Origin of the sequence: Photobacterium indicum, from assembly GCF_003026215.1 — a bacterium.
Classification (GTDB): domain Bacteria; phylum Pseudomonadota; class Gammaproteobacteria; order Enterobacterales; family Vibrionaceae; genus Photobacterium; species Photobacterium indicum.
Genome location: NZ_PYOC01000001.1, coordinates 310079 through 329233, shown reverse-complemented (window position 1 = coordinate 329233; position 19155 = coordinate 310079). Strand labels below are relative to the sequence as shown.

The 19155-nt window shown below is 46.0% G+C and carries 14 protein-coding genes and 1 tRNA gene; 2 read left to right on the top strand and 13 right to left on the bottom strand.

All coding sequences use genetic code 11. The features are described from left to right. Positions 1 to 17 precede the first annotated feature (17 nt). From fdhF to C9J47_RS26965, 13 genes are all read right to left on the bottom strand, one after another. Entirely contained in the window at positions 18 to 2162 is a 2145-nt protein-coding gene (gene fdhF / locus C9J47_RS01370; protein WP_107251900.1) for a formate dehydrogenase subunit alpha, read from the bottom strand. 25 nt (positions 2163 to 2187) lie between these two features. After that, positions 2188 to 2736: a 4Fe-4S dicluster domain-containing protein gene (locus C9J47_RS01365; RefSeq protein ID WP_107251899.1), complete on the bottom strand. Its 549-nt coding sequence runs from the start codon at positions 2734 to 2736 to the stop codon at positions 2188 to 2190. Between the two features lie 226 nt (positions 2737 to 2962). Next, positions 2963 to 3421 (bottom strand): hydrogenase maturation peptidase HycI, encoded by a 459-nt coding sequence (hycI, locus tag C9J47_RS01360; protein WP_107252687.1) that lies wholly within the window; start codon positions 3419 to 3421, stop codon positions 2963 to 2965. Positions 3422 to 3447: 26 nt separating this feature from the next. Next, the gene (locus C9J47_RS01355) at positions 3448 to 3897 is read right to left on the bottom strand and encodes a formate hydrogenlyase maturation HycH family protein (protein WP_107251898.1); all 450 of its coding nucleotides are present in this window, start codon (positions 3895 to 3897) and stop codon (positions 3448 to 3450) included. Continuing rightward, positions 3894 to 4727 (bottom strand): NADH-quinone oxidoreductase subunit B family protein, encoded by an 834-nt coding sequence (locus C9J47_RS01350; protein WP_107251897.1) that lies wholly within the window; start codon positions 4725 to 4727, stop codon positions 3894 to 3896. Before C9J47_RS01350 ends, C9J47_RS01355 begins: the two co-directional genes overlap by 4 nt. After that, positions 4724 to 5272 (bottom strand): formate hydrogenlyase complex iron-sulfur subunit, encoded by a 549-nt coding sequence (locus C9J47_RS01345; protein WP_107251896.1) that lies wholly within the window; start codon positions 5270 to 5272, stop codon positions 4724 to 4726. The genes C9J47_RS01350 and C9J47_RS01345 overlap by 4 nt, the downstream gene beginning before the upstream one ends. 11 nt (positions 5273 to 5283) lie before the next feature. Beyond that, positions 5284 to 7038, bottom strand: coding sequence for a hydrogenase large subunit (locus C9J47_RS01340; protein WP_107251895.1), 1755 nt, complete (start codon positions 7036 to 7038; stop codon positions 5284 to 5286). A 9-nt stretch (positions 7039 to 7047) separates the two neighbouring features. Next, on the bottom strand, positions 7048 to 8001 hold the full coding sequence (locus C9J47_RS01335) for a respiratory chain complex I subunit 1 family protein (RefSeq protein ID WP_107251894.1): 954 nt from the start codon (positions 7999 to 8001) through the stop codon (positions 7048 to 7050). A 2-nt stretch (positions 8002 to 8003) separates the two neighbouring features. Continuing rightward, the gene (locus tag C9J47_RS01330) at positions 8004 to 9944 is read right to left on the bottom strand and encodes a proton-conducting transporter transmembrane domain-containing protein (protein WP_107251893.1); all 1941 of its coding nucleotides are present in this window, start codon (positions 9942 to 9944) and stop codon (positions 8004 to 8006) included. Then, a complete protein-coding gene (locus C9J47_RS01325; protein ID WP_107251892.1) occupies positions 9941 to 10555 on the bottom strand; it encodes a 4Fe-4S dicluster domain-containing protein in 615 nt (204 codons plus the stop codon). Before C9J47_RS01325 ends, C9J47_RS01330 begins: the two co-directional genes overlap by 4 nt. A 326-nt stretch (positions 10556 to 10881) precedes the next feature. Further along, a complete protein-coding gene (locus C9J47_RS01320) occupies positions 10882 to 12732 on the bottom strand; it encodes a SelB domain-containing protein (protein WP_107251891.1) in 1851 nt (616 codons plus the stop codon). Between the two features lie 7 nt (positions 12733 to 12739). Next, the gene (selA, locus tag C9J47_RS01315; protein ID WP_107251890.1) at positions 12740 to 14110 is read right to left on the bottom strand and encodes an L-seryl-tRNA(Sec) selenium transferase; all 1371 of its coding nucleotides are present in this window, start codon (positions 14108 to 14110) and stop codon (positions 12740 to 12742) included. Positions 14111 to 14204: 94 nt separating this feature from the next. After that, positions 14205 to 14296 (bottom strand) — tRNA-Sec (locus C9J47_RS26965). Between the two features lie 622 nt (positions 14297 to 14918). Between C9J47_RS26965 and C9J47_RS01305 the strand changes: the two genes are divergently transcribed. Continuing rightward, positions 14919 to 17783: a C25 family cysteine peptidase gene (locus C9J47_RS01305; RefSeq protein ID WP_170107408.1), complete on the top strand. Its 2865-nt coding sequence runs from the start codon at positions 14919 to 14921 to the stop codon at positions 17781 to 17783. 1008 nt (positions 17784 to 18791) lie between these two features. Beyond that, the gene (locus C9J47_RS01300) at positions 18792 to 19001 is read left to right on the top strand and encodes a hypothetical protein (RefSeq protein ID WP_107251888.1); all 210 of its coding nucleotides are present in this window, start codon (positions 18792 to 18794) and stop codon (positions 18999 to 19001) included. Positions 19002 to 19155 lie beyond the last annotated feature (154 nt).

Sequence of the window (19155 nt, the reverse complement as noted above, 5' to 3'; positions counted from 1 at the left end):
AGGAAACCCACTAATCATTACGCATTCACGACATGATTTTTCAAACGAGCTTTCAAATTACTGTACTCAGTCTGTACATAATTTTCAGCCCATGCCTGATCGTCAATATGCTCGACCTTCACCGCGCAATATTTAAACTCAGGCGTGCCAGAGATAGGGTCAACATGCTCAATAGTGAGCTCATTACATGCCCCTATCCACCACTGGTAGGTCATATACACCACGCCAAGGTTAATACGTTCATTACAATTAGCGCGGGAAATGACCTTACCGCGACGGGATGACACCCAAACTAATTGCTGATCGTCGATACCCAAAGCCCGTGCATCATCTGGGTGCATTTGCACGTAGCCCGGTTCATCGGCCAATGTCTGCAATGCAGCACAGTTACCCGTCATTGAACGACACGAGTAGTGACCCACTTCACGAACAGTAGATAATACCAATGGATATTTATGATCAGGTTGCTCATGCGGTGAACGCCATTCAGCAGCAATTAGCCTGCCCTTGCCCGATGGCATGGTGAACTTATTCCCTTCAAACAAGAATGACGTACCAGGGTGATCTTCTGTCGGACAAGGCCATTGCACCGACTTCAGCCCTGCCATTTTTTCGTAAGTAGCTCCGGCATACAGCGGACATAGAACGCGCATCTCATCCCAGATCTCCTCAGTGTTGCTATAGGACATCGGGTAGCCCATTCGGGTGGCCAATAAACTGAAGATTTCCCAATCAGGTTTAACGTTCGGCGGCGGCGTCACAGCTTTGTAGAAACGCTGAAAGCCACGGTCAGCACTGCTATAAACCCCTTCGTGTTCGCCCCAGCTGGTTGCAGGGAAGATGACGTCTGCCATTTCAGCGGTCTGCGTCATAAAGATGTCCTGAACAATGACCAGTTCCATCTTGTTCATCGTTTTTCGCAATGCAGACAAATCAGCTTCAGTTTGAGCAGGATCTTCACCAAAGACATAAAATGCCTTACAAATCCCTTCATCAACTTTGTGGCCAAGCTCAGTCAAGCGGTAGCCCGGCTTGCCAGATAGGCTGACGCCCCAAGCATTTTCAAACTTCTCTCGAAGGCTATCATCCGTAACGTCTTGGTAACCTGGAAACTGATGTGGCAGCATGCCCATGTCACAAGTACCCTGCACATTATTTTGACCTCGGACTGGGCCACAGCCCACACCACGACGACCGAAGTTACCAGTCATCAAGGCCAACGAAGCCAAACCACGAACCACATCAACAGCCTGACCGTATTGCGTCACACCCATACCCCATAGAATCATGGCTTCTGGTGCGGCGGCGTAGGTACGTGCAGCCTGACGAACTTCTGCAGCACTCAAGCCTGTGATCGTTTCAACCGATTCTGGTGTATAGTTCGCAACCAGCTTACGGAAGTCATCAAAGCCTTCAGTATGCTTTTGAACATAGGATTTATCGTATAGGTTCTCTGTAATCATGACATTGGCTAAGGCATTAACCAGTGCCATATTCGAACCATTTTTCTGCTGCAACCATTGATCTGCCACGCGGGCTGATTCAGTTTTACGCGGGTCGCACACAATAATTTTCGCACCTTTGGCACGAGCTTTAAGAATGTGTCTTGCTACAACCGGATGAGAATCAGCCGCGTTATAACCGAAAATAAGCAAACATTTTGTATCTTGAATTTCGGGAATGGCGTTGCTCATTGCACCATTACCTACTGTTGTCTCCAGACCGGAGACTGATGGTGCATGTCATACCCTAGCGCAGTGATCGACATTGTTGGTTCCGATGACCGCCCTTGCCAATTTTTGCATAACATAGTTAGCTTCATTACCCGGACCACGGGCTGAGCCTGTTGTCATGATCGCATCGGGGCCAAATTTATCCTTGATAGCGAGGAGCTTCTCACTGGCAAAATCCAGAGCTTCATCCCACGATACCGCTTCAAGATCAGCTCCTCGAGTACGGCGAATCATGGGTTGCTTGAGTCGCGGTGTTAGTAAGTTGGTATCATTAAGAAAATCCCAACCATAGTAGCCTTTCAAGCAAAGTTGACCTTCGTTGGTACGGCCATCAGCAGGCTCGGCACCAACCACTTTGTCATTTTCGACCACCAACTTCAGTTTGCACCCTGTTCCACAGTAGGGACAAACAACAATTGATTTTTTCATATCAGCCTATTAAATCATCTATTTATCAAAGAGAAGGAACCACAACAGCACTTAAAGCAGCTGCTTCACGTTTCTGTTTGCTGGTTTTATTCAGGGTGCTGGGCTCAATTATCTGTATTGCCCCCGTCGGACAAACTTGCACGCAGGCTGGCCCTTCTTCACGGTGGCTACACAAATCGCATTTCAATGCCTGAGATTCAGGCACCTGACGCTTAAATAACGCAGACCCTTTGGTATCTTCAACCATTTTCGTCACGACATTCATCGCCCCGTACGGGCAAGCAATGACGCAGGTTTTACAACCGATACAGCGAGACTGCACCACTTTTACGTAACCATCCTCAAGGACAATCGCATTATTGGGGCAAACCTGAGCACACGGAGCATCATCACACTGGCGACACATTATCGGTGTCGTCACTTGTGCATTCTTCACTAACGTCAATCGCGGTGAAAATTCAGATGGATCCAAAGCGGCAAGCGAGTTATCTGCTTGATGAGAAATCACACACGCCACTTCACAGGTTCGACAACCAATACACAAATTTGGATCTGCAAATACAAATCGGTTCATGGTGTATCCCTTATTGAAATCGATACATTGAAGCCAAAAACTGTGACCTCCCCCTTACCGTAGCAGGGAGTGTGCCAATAATTCAAAAACTCAAATAAAAACCATAAGAAACTGAAAACAAAGAGATAAATAAAAAAAGCCCAGCCTATGCCGGGCTTTACATCATTGTCGACACACAATGTCGACAGCTTTCGTCAAAAGTGTCGAAGGCTATCGACACACTTCGTCAGCAATGTTCGAAACTATCGGCTCCCTGCCAGTCCGACAACTTGGTATAAATAGCCGTCACCGCCTCTTCAACCATCTCTGTCAGTGGAAACGAAAAGGCAACAATGGCAGGCTGAATACCAACAAACACCACCTCGGGAACAAAGGTTTTTAGTTCGTCGATCAAAAAACTCAACGGCAGGCTGTGGGTCGATACCATAAACATATCGGCAATGGTATCCGGATCGATAATCCGTACCGTCCCTGCTGTTTCGCCGATATCCGCAGCATCAACCACCACCACTCGCTCTGGCATTGCCGCGCGTATCAGGTGCAAACAATCTTCGGGCATTGCCCCACCTTCCATCACCGTCCAACCAGATACTGGCTTCTCTTTTAGTTTCTCGGCCAACAGCGGTCCTGCACCATCATCCCCCATCATGCTGTTACCCACGGTCAATACGATCTGCTTGCTCATCGCTTCTTTACTTATTATTGCTTTATTCACTGTCCACCCCGAATCATCATATACATACTCGGCTCATGATAAATCGCCGTCAGAGCACGGATAAACCCCTTCGTCAGACGTATTGACGTTGCTGTCTGTTCGTCTGATGAAATAGCATCAAAAGCACAGGCCAGCATATTAAGGTGCTCCGGATAAATAGTAATTTCACCAAACCCTAAGAACCCCTGCATTTTTCGGAACGCTTCGCTGTCTTCAGGCAACCCCTTTATCCATGACAGATATTCTTCGCCACTGCATTCCAGCACAGCATTTAAACAGTCCACCACCCCAAGGTGGTGGCCAATAGCCAAGCTGTAATACATGATCTGTTTGGCTTCTTCCGGCACATCATAGTTTTCATCGACAAACTTACGGCTCAGGCTATAGAAGTAAACATGCCCCTTAATATGCCGTGACTGTGCCAGCTCAGCCATTACCTCACTCATGCCATTACCTCGCATGCTTTAGCCTCTGTGCTTTTCGAGCAACCAGCCTGCCCAGTCAATGCCTCCATGGTTTGACTCAGTAGGATATTGACGATCTCAGTTAAACGCGGATCGTCTTTTTCAGTTAAATAAGCCGCTATCTTGCTATCGACATTGTCTGCACTGCAGGTTGCCAGCACATCCATGACGTCATCAGCAATACGCTGACCTTGCACGTAGCCCGCCAAAAGACGGGCTTGGCGCTCAATCATCACCTTAATATCCAGCGGAATGTCGGTATGTTTCAGGCTCGCTTTCTGTACTTCTGGCTGGTGGGTTTTGCTGTGAAGTTTTTGATCCAGCAGGCCAAGTGCCACAGCAAAACCGTAAATGGTTGCCGCGGGGGTTGGTGGGCAGCCCGGAATATAGACATCAACCGGGACAATTTTGTCAGTCCCGCCCCACACACAATACAAATCGTGGAAGATACCGCCGTCACAGCCGCATGCCCCGTAAGACACCACAATTTTCGGATCCGGTGCTGCCTCATAGGCACGAAGAGCTGGCGCACGCATCGCGCGGGTAACGGCTCCCGTGAACAGGAGGATATCGGCATGGCGCGGGGAAGCGACAACCTTGATACCGAAGCGCTCAGTATCAAAAACTGGTGTTGTTGCCGCAAAAATTTCAATCTCACAACCATTACAGCCACCACAATCGACACGGTAGACGTAGGCCGAACGGCGGATTTGCTTGATAAGAGCATCTTTCAGTTGCTGGCTGTTTGGTGCTAGAGCAACAGGCACAGTTTGGGTATGAGCTGTCCCGACGAGCTGTTTTATACCTTTCACAATTCCTCCTCAAGATACCGTAGGTGGCTGATATTTTCGCTGTCGAGCATATTGTTGCGGCGACGGCATTCCGGGCACGTTTCTAACTGCTGACGACGCAACTTTAACTGCTCGCCCGTTACCCCACTTTGTGCCAAAGTATCTAGCACATACTCAAGTAGTTTTTGGGCGACAAACGGGCGCCCGCACTGACCGCAGTCGGCAAGGCTAAACACGGCCTCTTCGTACAGATCTTCTTTGCGCGTTACCGCCAGCTCAAAATTCTGCGACAAGGTAATCGCCTTCGTTGGACAAACCTCTTCACAACGACCACAGTAAATACACCGCGCCATTGACAGTTCCCACCGGCGGGTGCCTGCTTTCACATCGGTTTCCATGATCAAGGCATTGGCAGGACAGGCACGGGTACAGGCCCCACAAGACAAGCATTGATTGGCATCCAACTCTGGCTTGCCGCGAAAATCGTCACTGATTTCAAGCGGGGCAAACGGATACTTCGTTGTTGCCTCACCGGTTTTAATTACCGTTTTTAATAGCTTAAACACATGGCCTCCTGCTAAAGCTTGAATGGTGAGTGCTTGCGGTTAATGCTGTATTGCTCAATCGCTTTATACGGAATGGTTTTGCTACGCTTTTTCTTGGTATCAACAATGGTGACGCGGTCGGTACACGAGTAGCACGGATCAAGACTACCGATGATCAACGGTGCATCGGCCACAGTATTGCCACGTAGCATATAGCGTAACGTCGGCCAGTTGGCATAGGTTGCAGCACGGCAACGCCAGCGGAAGAGCTTTTGGTTATCCCCCGTCATACTCCAGTGGACGTTCTCGCCACGTGGTGCTTCGGTAAAACCGAGCGCAAACTTGTTCGGTACGTAATCAAATCCTTCGGTCAATATCGCTCCCGCGGGCAGGTGATCAAGGCCATATTCAACAATATTTAATGAATCAAACACTTCACCGATCCGCACCATCACACGAGACTGAACATCACCGTTTTCCATGCTCTGCAGTTCAAAAGGAACATCACCGTAAGATTCCAGCGACTGACTGTGAACAATGCGCGCATCACGCTTAAAACCACTGGCGCGAATAAGCGGACCGACAGGACTGAAATCACGGGCAATATCTTTGGCAAGAATACCAACCCCGGCAATACGGCTTTCAATATTGGGGGTGGCAAGTAATACATCGACTAATTCAGAGAAGGTTTTACGTACTTCACGTACCAACGCGATGCCTTTTAGGCGCTGTTCTTTTAAGAAATCACGACGAACACCACCAATGAGGTTCATTCCGTAAGTCTTGCGGGCACCAGTCAGCAATTCGGCCAGCTCCATGGTTTTTTCACGGATACGGAAAAACTGCATAAAGCCCGAGTCAAAACCGACAAAGTGGCTCGACAGACCAATGTTGAGCAAGTGGCTATGTAGGCGTTCCACTTCAAGCAATACCGTTCGGATCATCTTGGCGCGAAACGGGACATCCACCGACAAGGCATTCTCAATCGTATTACTGTAACCAACACTGTGTGTGAAGCCACAAATACCACAGACCCGATCGGTGAGTTGGGCCACTTCTTGGTAACCCATCCGAGTCTCTGCCAGTTTTTCCATTCCGCGGTGCACATAAAACATTCGGTAATCGGCATCGACAATATCTTCGCCATCAACAAATAAACGAAAATGTCCCGGTTCATCAGACGTAATATGCAGTGGGCCTACCGGTACAATACGGTTACTGTCATTACCTAGCTGGTTGTCAAACTGATAAGTCTCAGTTTCTGACGTTGGTTGCGGACGCTGACGATAATCCATTGCATCCTTACGAAGTGGATGAAGATCCTCAGGCCAATCATCAGGCAATACCAAACGACGCTCATCTGGCAGCCCAACCGGACGTAAACCGTACATATCACGCACTTCACGCTCGCCCCACACGGCAGCAGGGATCGTCGGTGTCACTGAAATAAATTCCTGACTGTCTGCATCAACCAATATTTTGACTGTGACCCAACTTTTCACCTCACCTTCCATAGAAAGCGAATGATAAACCGCGAAGTGTCCATTAAGGCTGCGCTCATCGTTGCCGAACGTCACCGCTAGCCAGCCGCCCTGCTCGTAATAAAGCCATTTCATCACCTCGACCAGTGCCGTCATTTTTACCGTAATCGTCACTTGATTTTCGGTCTGCCACTCTTCATCAATAATGGCTGACGGAAAGAAATGATTAACCCCATCGACATACTGTTTACCAATCCGACCTTGTTGTGGTTTGGTGCTATATTGCTCAACTGTATTGTTTGTCATTATCATTACTTACCAACCAAAAATTAAAAATACCAGCGCCAATACGGCCACTAGAAAAGCAGGAAAAATTGCACGATGAATTTTCATAAAGCGAAAACGCGCCATGGTGTTTTCGGCAATACCGGCAATCAAGAACACCACCAGCAATTTAATGAACAAAATGACGAAGGCAGCAAACAGCCCTTCAGTACTCAAGCTGGCTGCTTTTCCCCAAGGAATAAAAATAGCTAGAAATAGCTGAGCAACCACAAGCTGTTTAAGACCAAGGCCCAGCTTTACCATCGCCAGACTGGCACCTGAATATTCAGTCACTGGTCCTTCTTGCAGCTCCTGCTCAGCTTCTGCACTATCAAACGGCAATTTGCCCATTTCTATAAACAGCGCAAACGCACAGACAGCGCCAGCCAACGTCATCGTTAGCGGTTGGTGCCATGGCGTCGTTGCCATCGCATGACTGATATACCCCAAGTCAGTTGTACCGACAGCCAGCGCCACGACTACAATTGACAGGATCAAAATAGGTTCAACCAAAATACCGAGGGTGAGCTCCCGGCTGCTGCCCAATCCACCAAACATGCTGTTGGAATCAATACCCGCTAGCGCGAAGAAGAAACGGAAAATTGCCAATAAATAGATATCGGTAATAATGTCGCCTGAAATAGGAAACGGAGATACCTGAGTCATGGTTGGCAGTGCCATGCCAATCAGCAGCATGGTGACAATTAACACCCACGGCATGATCCAGAATATAAATCCGGCATTGGAGGGAGCCACAGACTGTCGACGGAGTAACTTGGCAATATCACGGTAATCCTGCAAAACTCCGGGCCCTTTGCGTGAATGAATTTTGGCGCGAATGACCCGAGAAAATCCAGTCGCTAATGGCGCGAGCACTAACATGAGCATTGCTTGTACGACGGCTAACACAATCCAGCCGGAAGTTGGCATTTCAAGTGGAGACATGATCAACTCACTCCTGACATGAAGGGAAAGAACAACACGACAAATAACGCGACAGTGCTACACAAGAGATACACCTTACGGCTATCAAGGCCATTATCTTCTGCGCTTTGGTTGCCATCAGTGGCAAGGCAAAGACGCGGTAAAACGTAGCGTTCAATCAACGAATGCTGAGGACGGTTGTTATAAATAAAGCCGAACATATGGCGCATCGGACGCGTGACACCTTCTGCAGAAACGGTCATGCGGTGTTCGTATTGATAACCACAGGCCCAAGGGTCGCCTTGCTGACGACTGGCCAAGCGGCGTTGGCGGAAGGCATATAGCAAGGTTGCAGGCACCAAGGTCAGCAAGGCCAATGCTATGGCAATAACGGGGGTAGACAGAATCGCCTGATCGGCAACGACAGGATAAACCGCCATACCATTGGCGATAGAGACTGGCGCGATATGCAAGATTGAAGAGGCTATCGCAGAGAAATAAGGCGCAATCCATGGCGAACCAATTCCCAACACAACACACAAAACAGCCAGAACCGATGTCGCGGTGATCATGGCTGGCCCCACTTCACGGGTTTTCGCGGCTTGATCCGTTTTAGGCGCACCGGCAAAACAGATACCGTACACCTTGACGAAACACATACAAGCCAATGCACCGGTTAATGCCAGCATCACCATACCAAAAGGCCCTGCCAGCATATTCACTACACTACCGGTTTTTCCGAGGCTAAATAACGACTGGTAAATAAACCATTCAGAGACAAATCCGTTAAGTGGAGGCAGCGCACAAATTGCCAAGGTGCCAATTAAGAATGTAATAGCGGTTTTTGGCATGGTTTTACCCAAACCACCCATCTTATCCATATCTTTAGTGTGCATCCGATAGACAATAGAACCGGAACCAAGACACAATAAGCCTTTAAATACAGCATGGTTCAGTAGATGGTACAAAGCGCCCAGTAAACCCAGCAATGCCAACGTCGGATGATGAGAGGCAATACCAATCATGCTCACCCCAACACCAATTAAAATGATGCCGATATTCTCAATCGTGTGATAAGCCAATAAACGCTTAATATCATGCTCTGCGAGGGCATACATAACCCCAAGAACAGACGATAAAGCACCAAAAATTAGTACCAGAAAGCCCCACCATAACTGGGTTGCCCCCAGAAATAACACACCAACTTTTAGAATGCCGTAAATACCAATTTTCACCATGACGCAAGAGATCAAAGTTGAACAATACGAAGGGGCAATCGGGTATGCTTTTGCCAGCCAACCATGAAAACCAATACCAGCCGCTTTAATACCAAAACCGGCTAAAGCTAATAAAAACACCAGTGATGCGGTGGTGCCAGTAACAGGGTTATGGGTAAACGCACTGAAGTTATAGCTATTAGCATGCAACGATAAAATCAAAAACGCCGCCATAATCAATACGCTGGCGACATGGTCAGCAATAAAATATTGTAAGCCCGCTTTCTTGCTTGCCACGCTACCGTCACTGATAACAATCAGCCAAGAAGCCAGTGAAATGATCTCCATGAACACGATAAAAATCATTACATTGGCTGACACTACTAAGGCTGTCATCGCGGCAGCAAAAACATTAAACAGAATATTAATTTTCCAGCCACCTTTACCTAAATACTCTTTGAGGTAATTGATGGAATAGACAGAAGCTGCCATGGTCACAACGGATATCACCAGCACCATCAAGGCAGACAACATGTCCATATTGACAATACGACCAACCTCACTGGCTAGGTCATCACCACAAACAATGGTGGTTAAACCAGCAAGTACACCAAATACCCCGCCAAAGGCACTGATCACCCCAGCAATACGCAAACTTTCTTGTTCCTGCTTGCGCCCCACCAACGAAACTAACGCGGCAATGCCATAGCAAATTAAGGCGAATAGAACTAAAACTAATGGATTCATGGTGTTACTACTCCACATGTAACTAATGCAGAACTTTCTGCAGCACACTGGCGTTTTACTCGACGTGCTTTGGTCATACTCGTTTCATCAACGACGACCAACGCTTGAGTCGGGCAGACCTCCACACAGGCTGGGCCATCGTCACGAAAACCACACAAATCACATTTCACGGCAATGCTTTTCACCCCTGGTTCCCAAGCCAGAATGTCTTGACCGAACGTACTGGGCACCGAGGTAGATGGGTTACTGGATCGAGGAGTAGAAGGGATAAACGTATCGTAACTATTTGCCATCGCCACAGGACGGCTACCATCAAAGGCAATCGCACCAAACGGGCAGGCCACGGCACACAGCGTACAGCCGATACACAGGGTTTCGTTCAGTAAAACCCGATCGCCTTCTTTGGTGATAGCCTGAACAGGACACACCTTAGCGCAGGGGGCATCTTCACAATGACGACACATCACAGGTGCTGTTGCATCTTCATGCTTGATCACCGTCAGTCGGGGATGGCTTTGCAGACCTTCTTTTTTATGTACCGTTGAGCACGCTGCCATACAGGTGCCACAACCAATACACTTCATAGGATCTGCAATTACAAAGCTTTTCATGACATTCCTAGTCAATTGCTAAAGCCTTTAAATAGCAAGTACTATGCCACCTATAAAAATAACCAATTAATCATTAATAATCAATAATTTAACCAGAGAGTCCATTTATATAATTGGCTTCATTTTAACAACCAACTGTCATCGACAGTCGATGTCGACAATAGTGTCGAATTACAGCGGCTCTCCAACTAATTCTCTGTTGAGCATAATATTCCACGCAACAAAAAAGGCGGCAGACACCGATGTGCCTACCGCCTTTCTCAACATTCTCTTCCTGACCTTTTCTCAATCATTTTACCGATATTTTTTATCGGTCTTACTTCCGCTTATGCAGGTACAGATTGCCAAGCGCGAAGAATAATCCGCTCGTCGCCGTCACGCCTCACCCAACCATCTTTTTCCATTCGATTGGCGAGTGGAATCGCGTATTTTCGGCTTAGTCCGGCACGCGTTTTAATATCACTCATCGTGATACGCTCCAGTGCTTGATGATCCGCAATCACCGCTTGAACGATACCTTGGTACAGGGCCATATCATAGTAAATCGATTCATCCAGCGCAGTAATGTACTTGTAGTGTGCCAGCTGACGCAGCCATTTTTTCCCGCCTGCCAACGACACCTTACTCAGCTCTAGACCTGCCTTACCTAATTCTCGAATTTGCTCTAGCAGTGCTAACACTTCTGCAGGTAGATCATCCTCATTGTCACCCTGCCCGAGACACCACTTACCTTGGCTCAAGTGCACTTTATCTTGTTGCTTTATCGCCTGCACAATCACCGATAGCACCGCATCATCCAACCGTAGTCGGCTGCCAATTTCGCCGATCCCCATAGCGCCTTCTTCGGCTAGCATGGTAAGCAGAGTATGCTCAATATCTGCCAACCATTCCGGCTGAAACATGAATGGAGCAAGATAACGGCCTTGATATTCCTTGCTCATACCGACCTTACTGGTATCAAAATACCCCTGAAGATTAAGCAGGATTTGGAATTTGAGCGCCGGAGTCAAAACCGCAGGCAACTGGCCTAATTCATCATAGATCCGTCGTTTGCGTCCAGATGGAATAAAATCACACCATACTATCTCGCCGCCATGCAGTAGGCGGCTCCCCCCTTGAAGAATAATCGCAACACGTCGGGCAAACTGAAGGGGTAACGGCTGCTTAAAAACTAGCCGTGCCAATTGCGTATCGGGGATATAACAAAGCTTGGCAACACCATGCCAAGTGCCGATGGCCACCTCGACCTCACGTTGACGCCTAACGGGTAACTTCGTCTTGGTTTGACTGATACGCACCACGCAGTGTTCGGTCAATGGGATCACCGACTCGCAGCCGGTTAGAAGATGACCACGCCCGACGTCCTTACGAGTCAGACCTTTGACATTGACTGCAACCCGGCAGGTTCCCGATACCGAATCCAACTGTTGGTGATAAGCCTGAATCGAGCGGACAGTCCCTACTTTTCCTTGAGGATAACAGCGCACCTTATCGCCATTACGCAAGCAGCCTTGTGCCAAGGTACCGGTCACAACCGTGCCGATCCCATTAACAACAAAGGTCCGGTCAACATATAGTAACGGTAGATTCATATCGGCAGACGATTCAGATTCTGGTTCGCTAGACTCTGCTAGCTTGCATGTTCGTGCAACAGTCTCGATCACTACCTGCCGTAACGCAGATATATTATCTTGCTGCAACGCCGATACTGAAATCAATTCCGGCACCAGATCCGTCATCTCCATGACATTTTCCAGCGCTTGTTCTTCTACCTCACTCAACCGCTCAGGCGAAACCTTGTCTCGCTTGTTTATGCACAAGATGATCTCTTCAATTCCCATTGCGTGGGCAACCTGAACATGGGAGGTCGTCATCGGCATCCAGCCTTCATCGGCCGCTACCACCAGAATTAACGCATTGAGATGCCATACCCCAGCAACCATATTACGCAAATATCGCTCGTGCCCCGGAACATCGATAACACCAATCGTATTGCCATGATCATCTTGAAAATGAGCGAAACCCAAATCTTGGGTCATCCCCAACGCTTGTTCATGAGGCCGGGCAGTAACAATGCCTGTCAGCGCTTCAATCAACGCAGTCTTTCCATGATCAACATGGCCTGCTAACCCAATGACAGCCTGATAGGCAGGCACCACATTCTTTGCATGTATCATCGTGTACTCAACCTATTGACAGAAAACGTTGCAGGTAGTGTTCTATTTGCGCTTCAAAGCGAGGAAGATCATCATCAAGCAGCGTCGCCAAATTCAACATCAGCCTATCAGCATGCAAATAAGCAATAATCGGCGTCGGCATCACCCGAAGGGCATCAAGATGTTGCTGTGCCTTACCCGGAAGCGACAAGGCAAGACCGAAACAAGCATAGGTTTCGGATGGAATAGATCCCCCGCCTACCTGCATTTCCATCGAAACGACCTCGGCATACGGTGACCATTTTACTGTCAAGCGATCAGCCAAAGTACGGGTATGTCGGCAACGAAGAAGGGTATGTTGTGCAACGCCTTCACCTGAAGGTTCTTGATTGAGCTTTTTGACCAGCAACTCTTCCAGCAACGCCAAAACAATACGCCCAGCTCGGAATGCCCGCATCATCGGATTTTTCAACAGCACTTGGGTTAAATCCTGACGCCCGGCAATTATTCCAGCTTGTGGACCACCGAGGATCTTATCACCAGAGAAGCACACCAGATCAGCCCCCATATGCAAATATCGGGAAAGTGACGTTTCGCTATTGGCGTATTGTTCTGATGACAAGCCCGACCCTTGATCAACCACCAACTGAACATGCTCAGGCAAGCGCTTGGCCACATCCTGAATATCCGGTGACTCGGTAAATCCTTGAATCGAAAAGTTCGACTGGTGCACCATTAATACCATCGCGGTATTATCGGTGAGCGCATTGATATAATCATCGCTGGTGGTGATATTGGTGGTGCCCACCTCAACCAGTTTACAACCAGACAACGCCAGAATATCGGGAATACGAAAACCACCACCAATCTGTATTTGCTCACCACGAGAGACAATCACTTCTTTGCCTGCGGCCAGTGCATGCAAAATCAAATAAAGAGACGCCGCGTTATTGTTAACGATGACACAATCTTCAGCACCCAGCCATGCATTCACTAACGAGGGTAACAAACCATTACGGCCACCACGTTTACCCGTAGCAAGTTCTAGCTCGAGATTACTGTAGCCAGTATTCACATCACGTGCGCTATCCCAGAGTTCCGTTGCAATTGGCGATCGACCTAAGTTGGTATGTACTGCAATGCCGGTGGCATTAATCACTCTCACTTGGCGCTTACCCTGCTGAACCTCACAGGATTTTATCACCACTGCGAGCACATCAACGCCTTCAACACCTTGTACTTGAAATCGCTCAGACTGGCGAATAAGAGCAAACTGAGAGCGAAGAATTTCAGTCACAACGGGTCGGCTCAAGGCCAAAATGTATGTCTGTAGAGAAGGATGTTGCAGAAGTTGTTCGACTTGAGGGAGACGATAATTAATTGCAGTGTTGACAGCCATTGGCGCATTCCTTGAACTGATCCAGACATAACAATGACTATGCTTTTATTTCAAACATAGTTTGTACTGAAGGAGCCATTTTAAGCGCTTGAAATGGCGGAAGAGGCAGGAATTGAACCTGCCAGAGCCTATTCAGCTCACATCGGTTTTGAAGACCGAGAAGGCCACCAGACCTCATCTCATTCCGAAACTGCGTGCATACTATGCGAAGGGAGTGAATATTTTATTGATCTGCATCATTCATCATACAAATCAACGCAAATTAATGATCGTCAATAACTGAACCTAGACGATTAGGAGTATAGAATTACTATTCCAACAGGGGCTACAAAGGTTAAAACAGAATTATAATGAAAATAACCAAAGCCGTTTGAGGCACGACCCATATCTATTTCTATTAAATAGGCATTCCAGTTCAGCTGTCGCCCAAACGTAATACTGTTGAAAGTAACATTCCCTGAATGAATGACACAAAAAAACACATTACCAGTCGTTATGCATCACATTCACCTTTACACATTTCTGCTTATACTCTACTTTCCATTGGCACTTATATTTTATTCGGCTTTATCCTTCTCTAAATTAATAGTAAGAGCGATGAGTTCTGTCTTTTTATTATTTATTGATGCTTTAGTAGATAGATAAATTAGTTTTTCATTGTTTTATATGAACACCATAAATAAGGATTTTATCAATAAGTTCTTATTAAAATAATAAGGCCATCAACACGCCCTTAATAAGGGTAATAGTTTCACAACACATTCCAATTAAGAATAATAATAATTTTTTGTAATAATATGGAGATATTATGAAGTTAAATCAGGCTAGGCTTCTATTAACCCTTGCGATCCTTTCACCCTCGGTTTTGGCTGCTACTCATACGCTAGAGCATACCGATGCATCGGTATTTGATAAGCAAGTTATTCAATTCGCCCCACCAGTGGATACTCGCTCGGGCAAAAACAATGGAGCAACGAGCAACTACATTTCAATGCTTGAGAAACAAGGCCACAGCGCCGTGTTTGAAGCGAAGTTAACCGAACTAACTTTGGCAAAGGTCAAAATGGCCGATGGCAATATTTATAATCGAATCATGTTGCCTGATGGCGCAGCTCCCAACGAGCCGGGGAAGCCGAATTTAACGGGCTATCGACAACTGGTTCGTATTCCAGATGGCGCAGAGCTGGAGTTAGTGGTTGAAAGTGTCGAGTGGTCAAAAACCTATACCGATATGGTGGTTGATCCCGTGCAGCTACCATTTCCCGACGTAGTTGAAGAAGATGGCAACCGTCCCGATCAGCATATGCCATTTGTAAAAGATAATGCAGCCTATAACGCTTTAACAGAGAGTGAGGTGCCACTGATTTCTGTCGTTGAAACAGTGCGCGTTCGTGGTAAAAGTTACGCCGTGATTTCATATCGTCCCATAGATTTTAATTCAATAGAAGGAACGGTACGTTTCGCACAGAAAGTACGTTTTAAAGTTAATTATATTTTGTCTGATGCATCAGAGCCAAAGCGTGAAGATAAGCTTGAATTTGATGCGAAAAAAAAAGCGGTAATTGACTTACGTGATGAACAAATTGAACCAAAGCAAAAAATGGACAACGTACCATCGCAAGGAAATAAGGCTGATCTGACACCTGCTCAAAAAGCTGATTACTTGATCATTACTGCAGACCGATTTCAACAAACGGTAGAACCACTTGCGGCGTGGAAGCGTAAGAAGGGTTATCAAGTGCACGTCGCGACAATAACAGAGGTCGGTAGCACTCAAGCACAAATAAAGGCTTATATTAAAGATGCCTATAGCAACGGTACTATGACCTCATATGTACTTTTGGTAGGTGATCATGAAGATATCCCAGGTTATGAAATTGTCGGTCACCCTTACCACGGTAAAGATCACCGCTGGCATACCGATTACGAGTACACACTTGTTGACGGTGATGATAAATACTCCGATGTAGTGATAGGACGTTTGCCGGGGGATACTGAAGCTCAAATTACCACTATGGTTAACCGCAGCTTAAATTACGAACAAAATCCGACGGATTCAGATCGTTACAAACATGTCCTTCTTGCCGGGCAGTATCAAGATCGCGACGCCAATCGGGTTGCCGATCGCATGTTTATGGAAGATTTGCACCGCGCTGCCGATTTCTTAGGTCCTGATTACGACTTTTTCTCTGGTCTAGGTGACAGGTTCAATAAAGGTTATAGCGTCCATACTGCGTTGCAATGGGATGCTGACTTAACCAAAGAGCTTAAATATGGTGGCTGGAACTACGGCAGTGCCCGTGTGAATCCTCCAAGTTCAGTACCACAAGTGTGGAAAGATCAAGGTAATGGCGATCGAGTTCAGATTGCTGATGCGATTAACCAAGGTGTAGGCTTTGTCATGCACCGTGACCATGGTTATGGCAATGGTTCAGGTTGGGCTGATCCGCATTACACCGCAACAGAAGTGAATGCGTTAACCAATGGCAATATGGCCCCGTTTGTATTTAGCTTGAACTGCGCTACAGGTTGGTTTGACGGAAAAGATTCATTTGCTGAGTCTTGGATGCGCAATGCCAATGGTGGTGCCGTTGGGTTTACAGGCGCAGTAAGAGTAAGCTACTCCGGTTATAACGATCTGATGCATGCCGCTATTTTAGACAGTCTTTGGGATGACTATGACGGTGCGTGGTCTAGTGCTGTTTATCCTGTCTCTTGGCGTCCAGCAATGGCGTTGAACCGCGCCAAAGATCGTTTGTTTGGCCATTATGGCGCTGAAGATAGCCACGCGATTTTAACCGCGCGTTTCTTTAGCTGGTTTGGTGATCCGGAACTTGAGCTAAGAACTGAAAGACCAAACGAATTAACCGTGACTTATCCATCACAGTTAGCCAAAGGCTCACAAGCCAAGTTTGATGTTGTTGTTCGTGAGGGGGAGCGACGCTTAGCGAAAGCTCGGGTTGCGTTGGTTTCTGCATCTGGTGAAGCCCATGTTGTAACAACCGATCAAAATGGTGTGGCGCAATTTGATGTACCTGTTGAAGGAAATATGAGCCTAACGGTTACCGAGCACAATGCCAAAGCGTATCAAGGTCAAATACAAGTTGAGGGCGATGCGCCACAGGTACGAGTAGTCGAAAATATCACCGCGCAAGCTTATCAATGGGTAGCGTTGGATGGCACTCAGTCTGTTGTGCCGAAAGGAAGCCAAGTAACTTATTTGTGGCAACAAGTTGCGGGGCCAAAAGTCCGTGTCGATTATGCTGATAGTCGTTTTGCTTATGCGATCACGCCTAATTACAGTTCTGTGCTGAAATTTAAGCTGACCATTACCGACCAAACAGGAGCTTCTGACTCAGCAATCCAGACGATAACAGTAAAAGGTGTAGAAGATAGCAACAAAGCGCCTATTGCCGTTGTTAAAGATGCGATAAGTGGAACCAGTCAATGGACCGCGTTAGATGGTACTCAATCATCAGATCCTGACGGTAAAATAGTCAGCTACCATTGGAGTCAGGTTAGTGGACCAAAAACTGAGATTGCCTATCCAGATAGCAAATATGCATACACCTTTACACCAAGTGCAGAAAACACACTGACGTTTAAGCTAACAGTAACCGATAACGAGGGTAAAACGTCTTCATCGATTGCTAAAGTTATGGTGAAAAGTTAGTCGATTAAACTCTAGAAATTGAGGGCATAAATTAAAGGTGCTTTATTAATTAAAGCGCCTTTCCTATATAGATAAGAGCCTCAAACTCTTATGCGAGAAATCCGCCGTCATGAACCACCTCTTCAGCGTTGAGGTTATTTATACGTAAAAACTTCCCCTACCGCTGGCTAGTACAACCTTATGTAATTAGTTGTAACAGTCCCTCTTAAACTAGCTAAGGTTCGGTGGTAACCAAGTTCACACGACTAGGTGAACAATATAAATATAAACCATTATTAAATGTGAGTAGACTTATGGTGAAAATCAGACGATTTATTGATATAAAACGCCTTGAAAATAGGCGACAAATAAATGGCACCCCGTCATATTTATAACGTTTACCATAATTCTATGCGACGACTAAAATTAAAATCACTGTTCGTACCAGTTTATCTATAAATTATATTGATTTTATTAATGAAAAATTAATACTTTTAAATCATACAATTAGAAACAAAAACTTTCACACGCCCAAGCTTGAATGTCTACTTTAAAATACATAAGCATATGTTTTATCATACTAATTATTGATATTAACACTAAAAATAAGTAACCTTCCCGCCGTCAAAGTTAAAAGGATATAAATCGACAGATAAACATCACAATTTAAAAATCTCAAAGGCATTGTATATATTTAAACTCCGATGGAATTTGTTCATAAATTTCTTGCGGTCTAAATTATCGACTATATCAGTATCGATATCATCACTGGGTATTTTACCTATTGATAATTACCTTTGTTCTCTTAGACGAAAGGCTATGTTCATTATTAACGAGCTTTTATTCTAAAAGTTTTTATTTTGATGATGAAGTGGATTTATTTGTTCAACAAGATGGTAACGTAATGTCCCGCTCTCTGATAGAAAACAAAAACTGGATGGCAATTATATATTATGAGGCAGTGAGTAGTATCGTAAAAATAACGACTAAATATTCCCATAATTACTGATGCAAAAAGGTGTTTTTTTGATGAAAGACGAATACAGTGAACCAATAAAATCAAATGTTCATGACAATAAAATTACCATTAAAAAAGGCAGTAAATTCATAGGGTTTGACGAATTCAATCAATACTGTGACAGTGCCGATGATATACCACCCAATGCATTTGATACTACTACATCATGTGCACTAGATAATCTAACCAACAACAAAGCCTTACATAAACATAATACTTGAATAAAATAAAAATAATTCAATTTTGTAATAAGTAACAATGTACTAATTTTCATATGCAACAAGGCTGAACACTTCCCCTGTTAATCAGAGCTGGGGATTAATATAGTGTTAGCACTAGCGCATTAATACCACTCTTATCCATCATTACCTTTTC

What these genes read in the sequence shown, in the direction of transcription:
- C9J47_RS01355 (WP_107251898.1), bottom strand. Translation starts at nt 3,897, where the DNA reads ATGAGTGAGGTAATGGCTGAGCTGGCACAGTCACGGCATATTAAGGGG.
- C9J47_RS01320 (WP_107251891.1), bottom strand. Translation starts at nt 12,732, where the DNA reads ATGATACATGCAAAGAATGTGGTGCCTGCCTATCAGGCTGTCATTGGG.
- selA (WP_107251890.1), bottom strand. Translation starts at nt 14,110, where the DNA reads ATGGCTGTCAACACTGCAATTAATTATCGTCTCCCTCAAGTCGAACAA.
- C9J47_RS01365 (WP_107251899.1), bottom strand. Translation starts at nt 2,736, where the DNA reads ATGAACCGATTTGTATTTGCAGATCCAAATTTGTGTATTGGTTGTCGA.
- C9J47_RS01340 (WP_107251895.1), bottom strand. Translation starts at nt 7,038, where the DNA reads ATGACAAACAATACAGTTGAGCAATATAGCACCAAACCACAACAAGGT.
- C9J47_RS01330 (WP_107251893.1), bottom strand. Translation starts at nt 9,944, where the DNA reads ATGAATCCATTAGTTTTAGTTCTATTCGCCTTAATTTGCTATGGCATT.
- hycI (WP_107252687.1), bottom strand. Translation starts at nt 3,421, where the DNA reads ATGAGCAAGCAGATCGTATTGACCGTGGGTAACAGCATGATGGGGGAT.
- C9J47_RS01325 (WP_107251892.1), bottom strand. Translation starts at nt 10,555, where the DNA reads ATGAAAAGCTTTGTAATTGCAGATCCTATGAAGTGTATTGGTTGTGGC.
- C9J47_RS01335 (WP_107251894.1), bottom strand. Translation starts at nt 8,001, where the DNA reads ATGTCTCCACTTGAAATGCCAACTTCCGGCTGGATTGTGTTAGCCGTC.
- C9J47_RS01300 (WP_107251888.1), top strand. Translation starts at nt 18,792, where the DNA reads ATGAAAGACGAATACAGTGAACCAATAAAATCAAATGTTCATGACAAT.
- C9J47_RS01305 (WP_170107408.1), top strand. Translation starts at nt 14,919, where the DNA reads ATGAAGTTAAATCAGGCTAGGCTTCTATTAACCCTTGCGATCCTTTCA.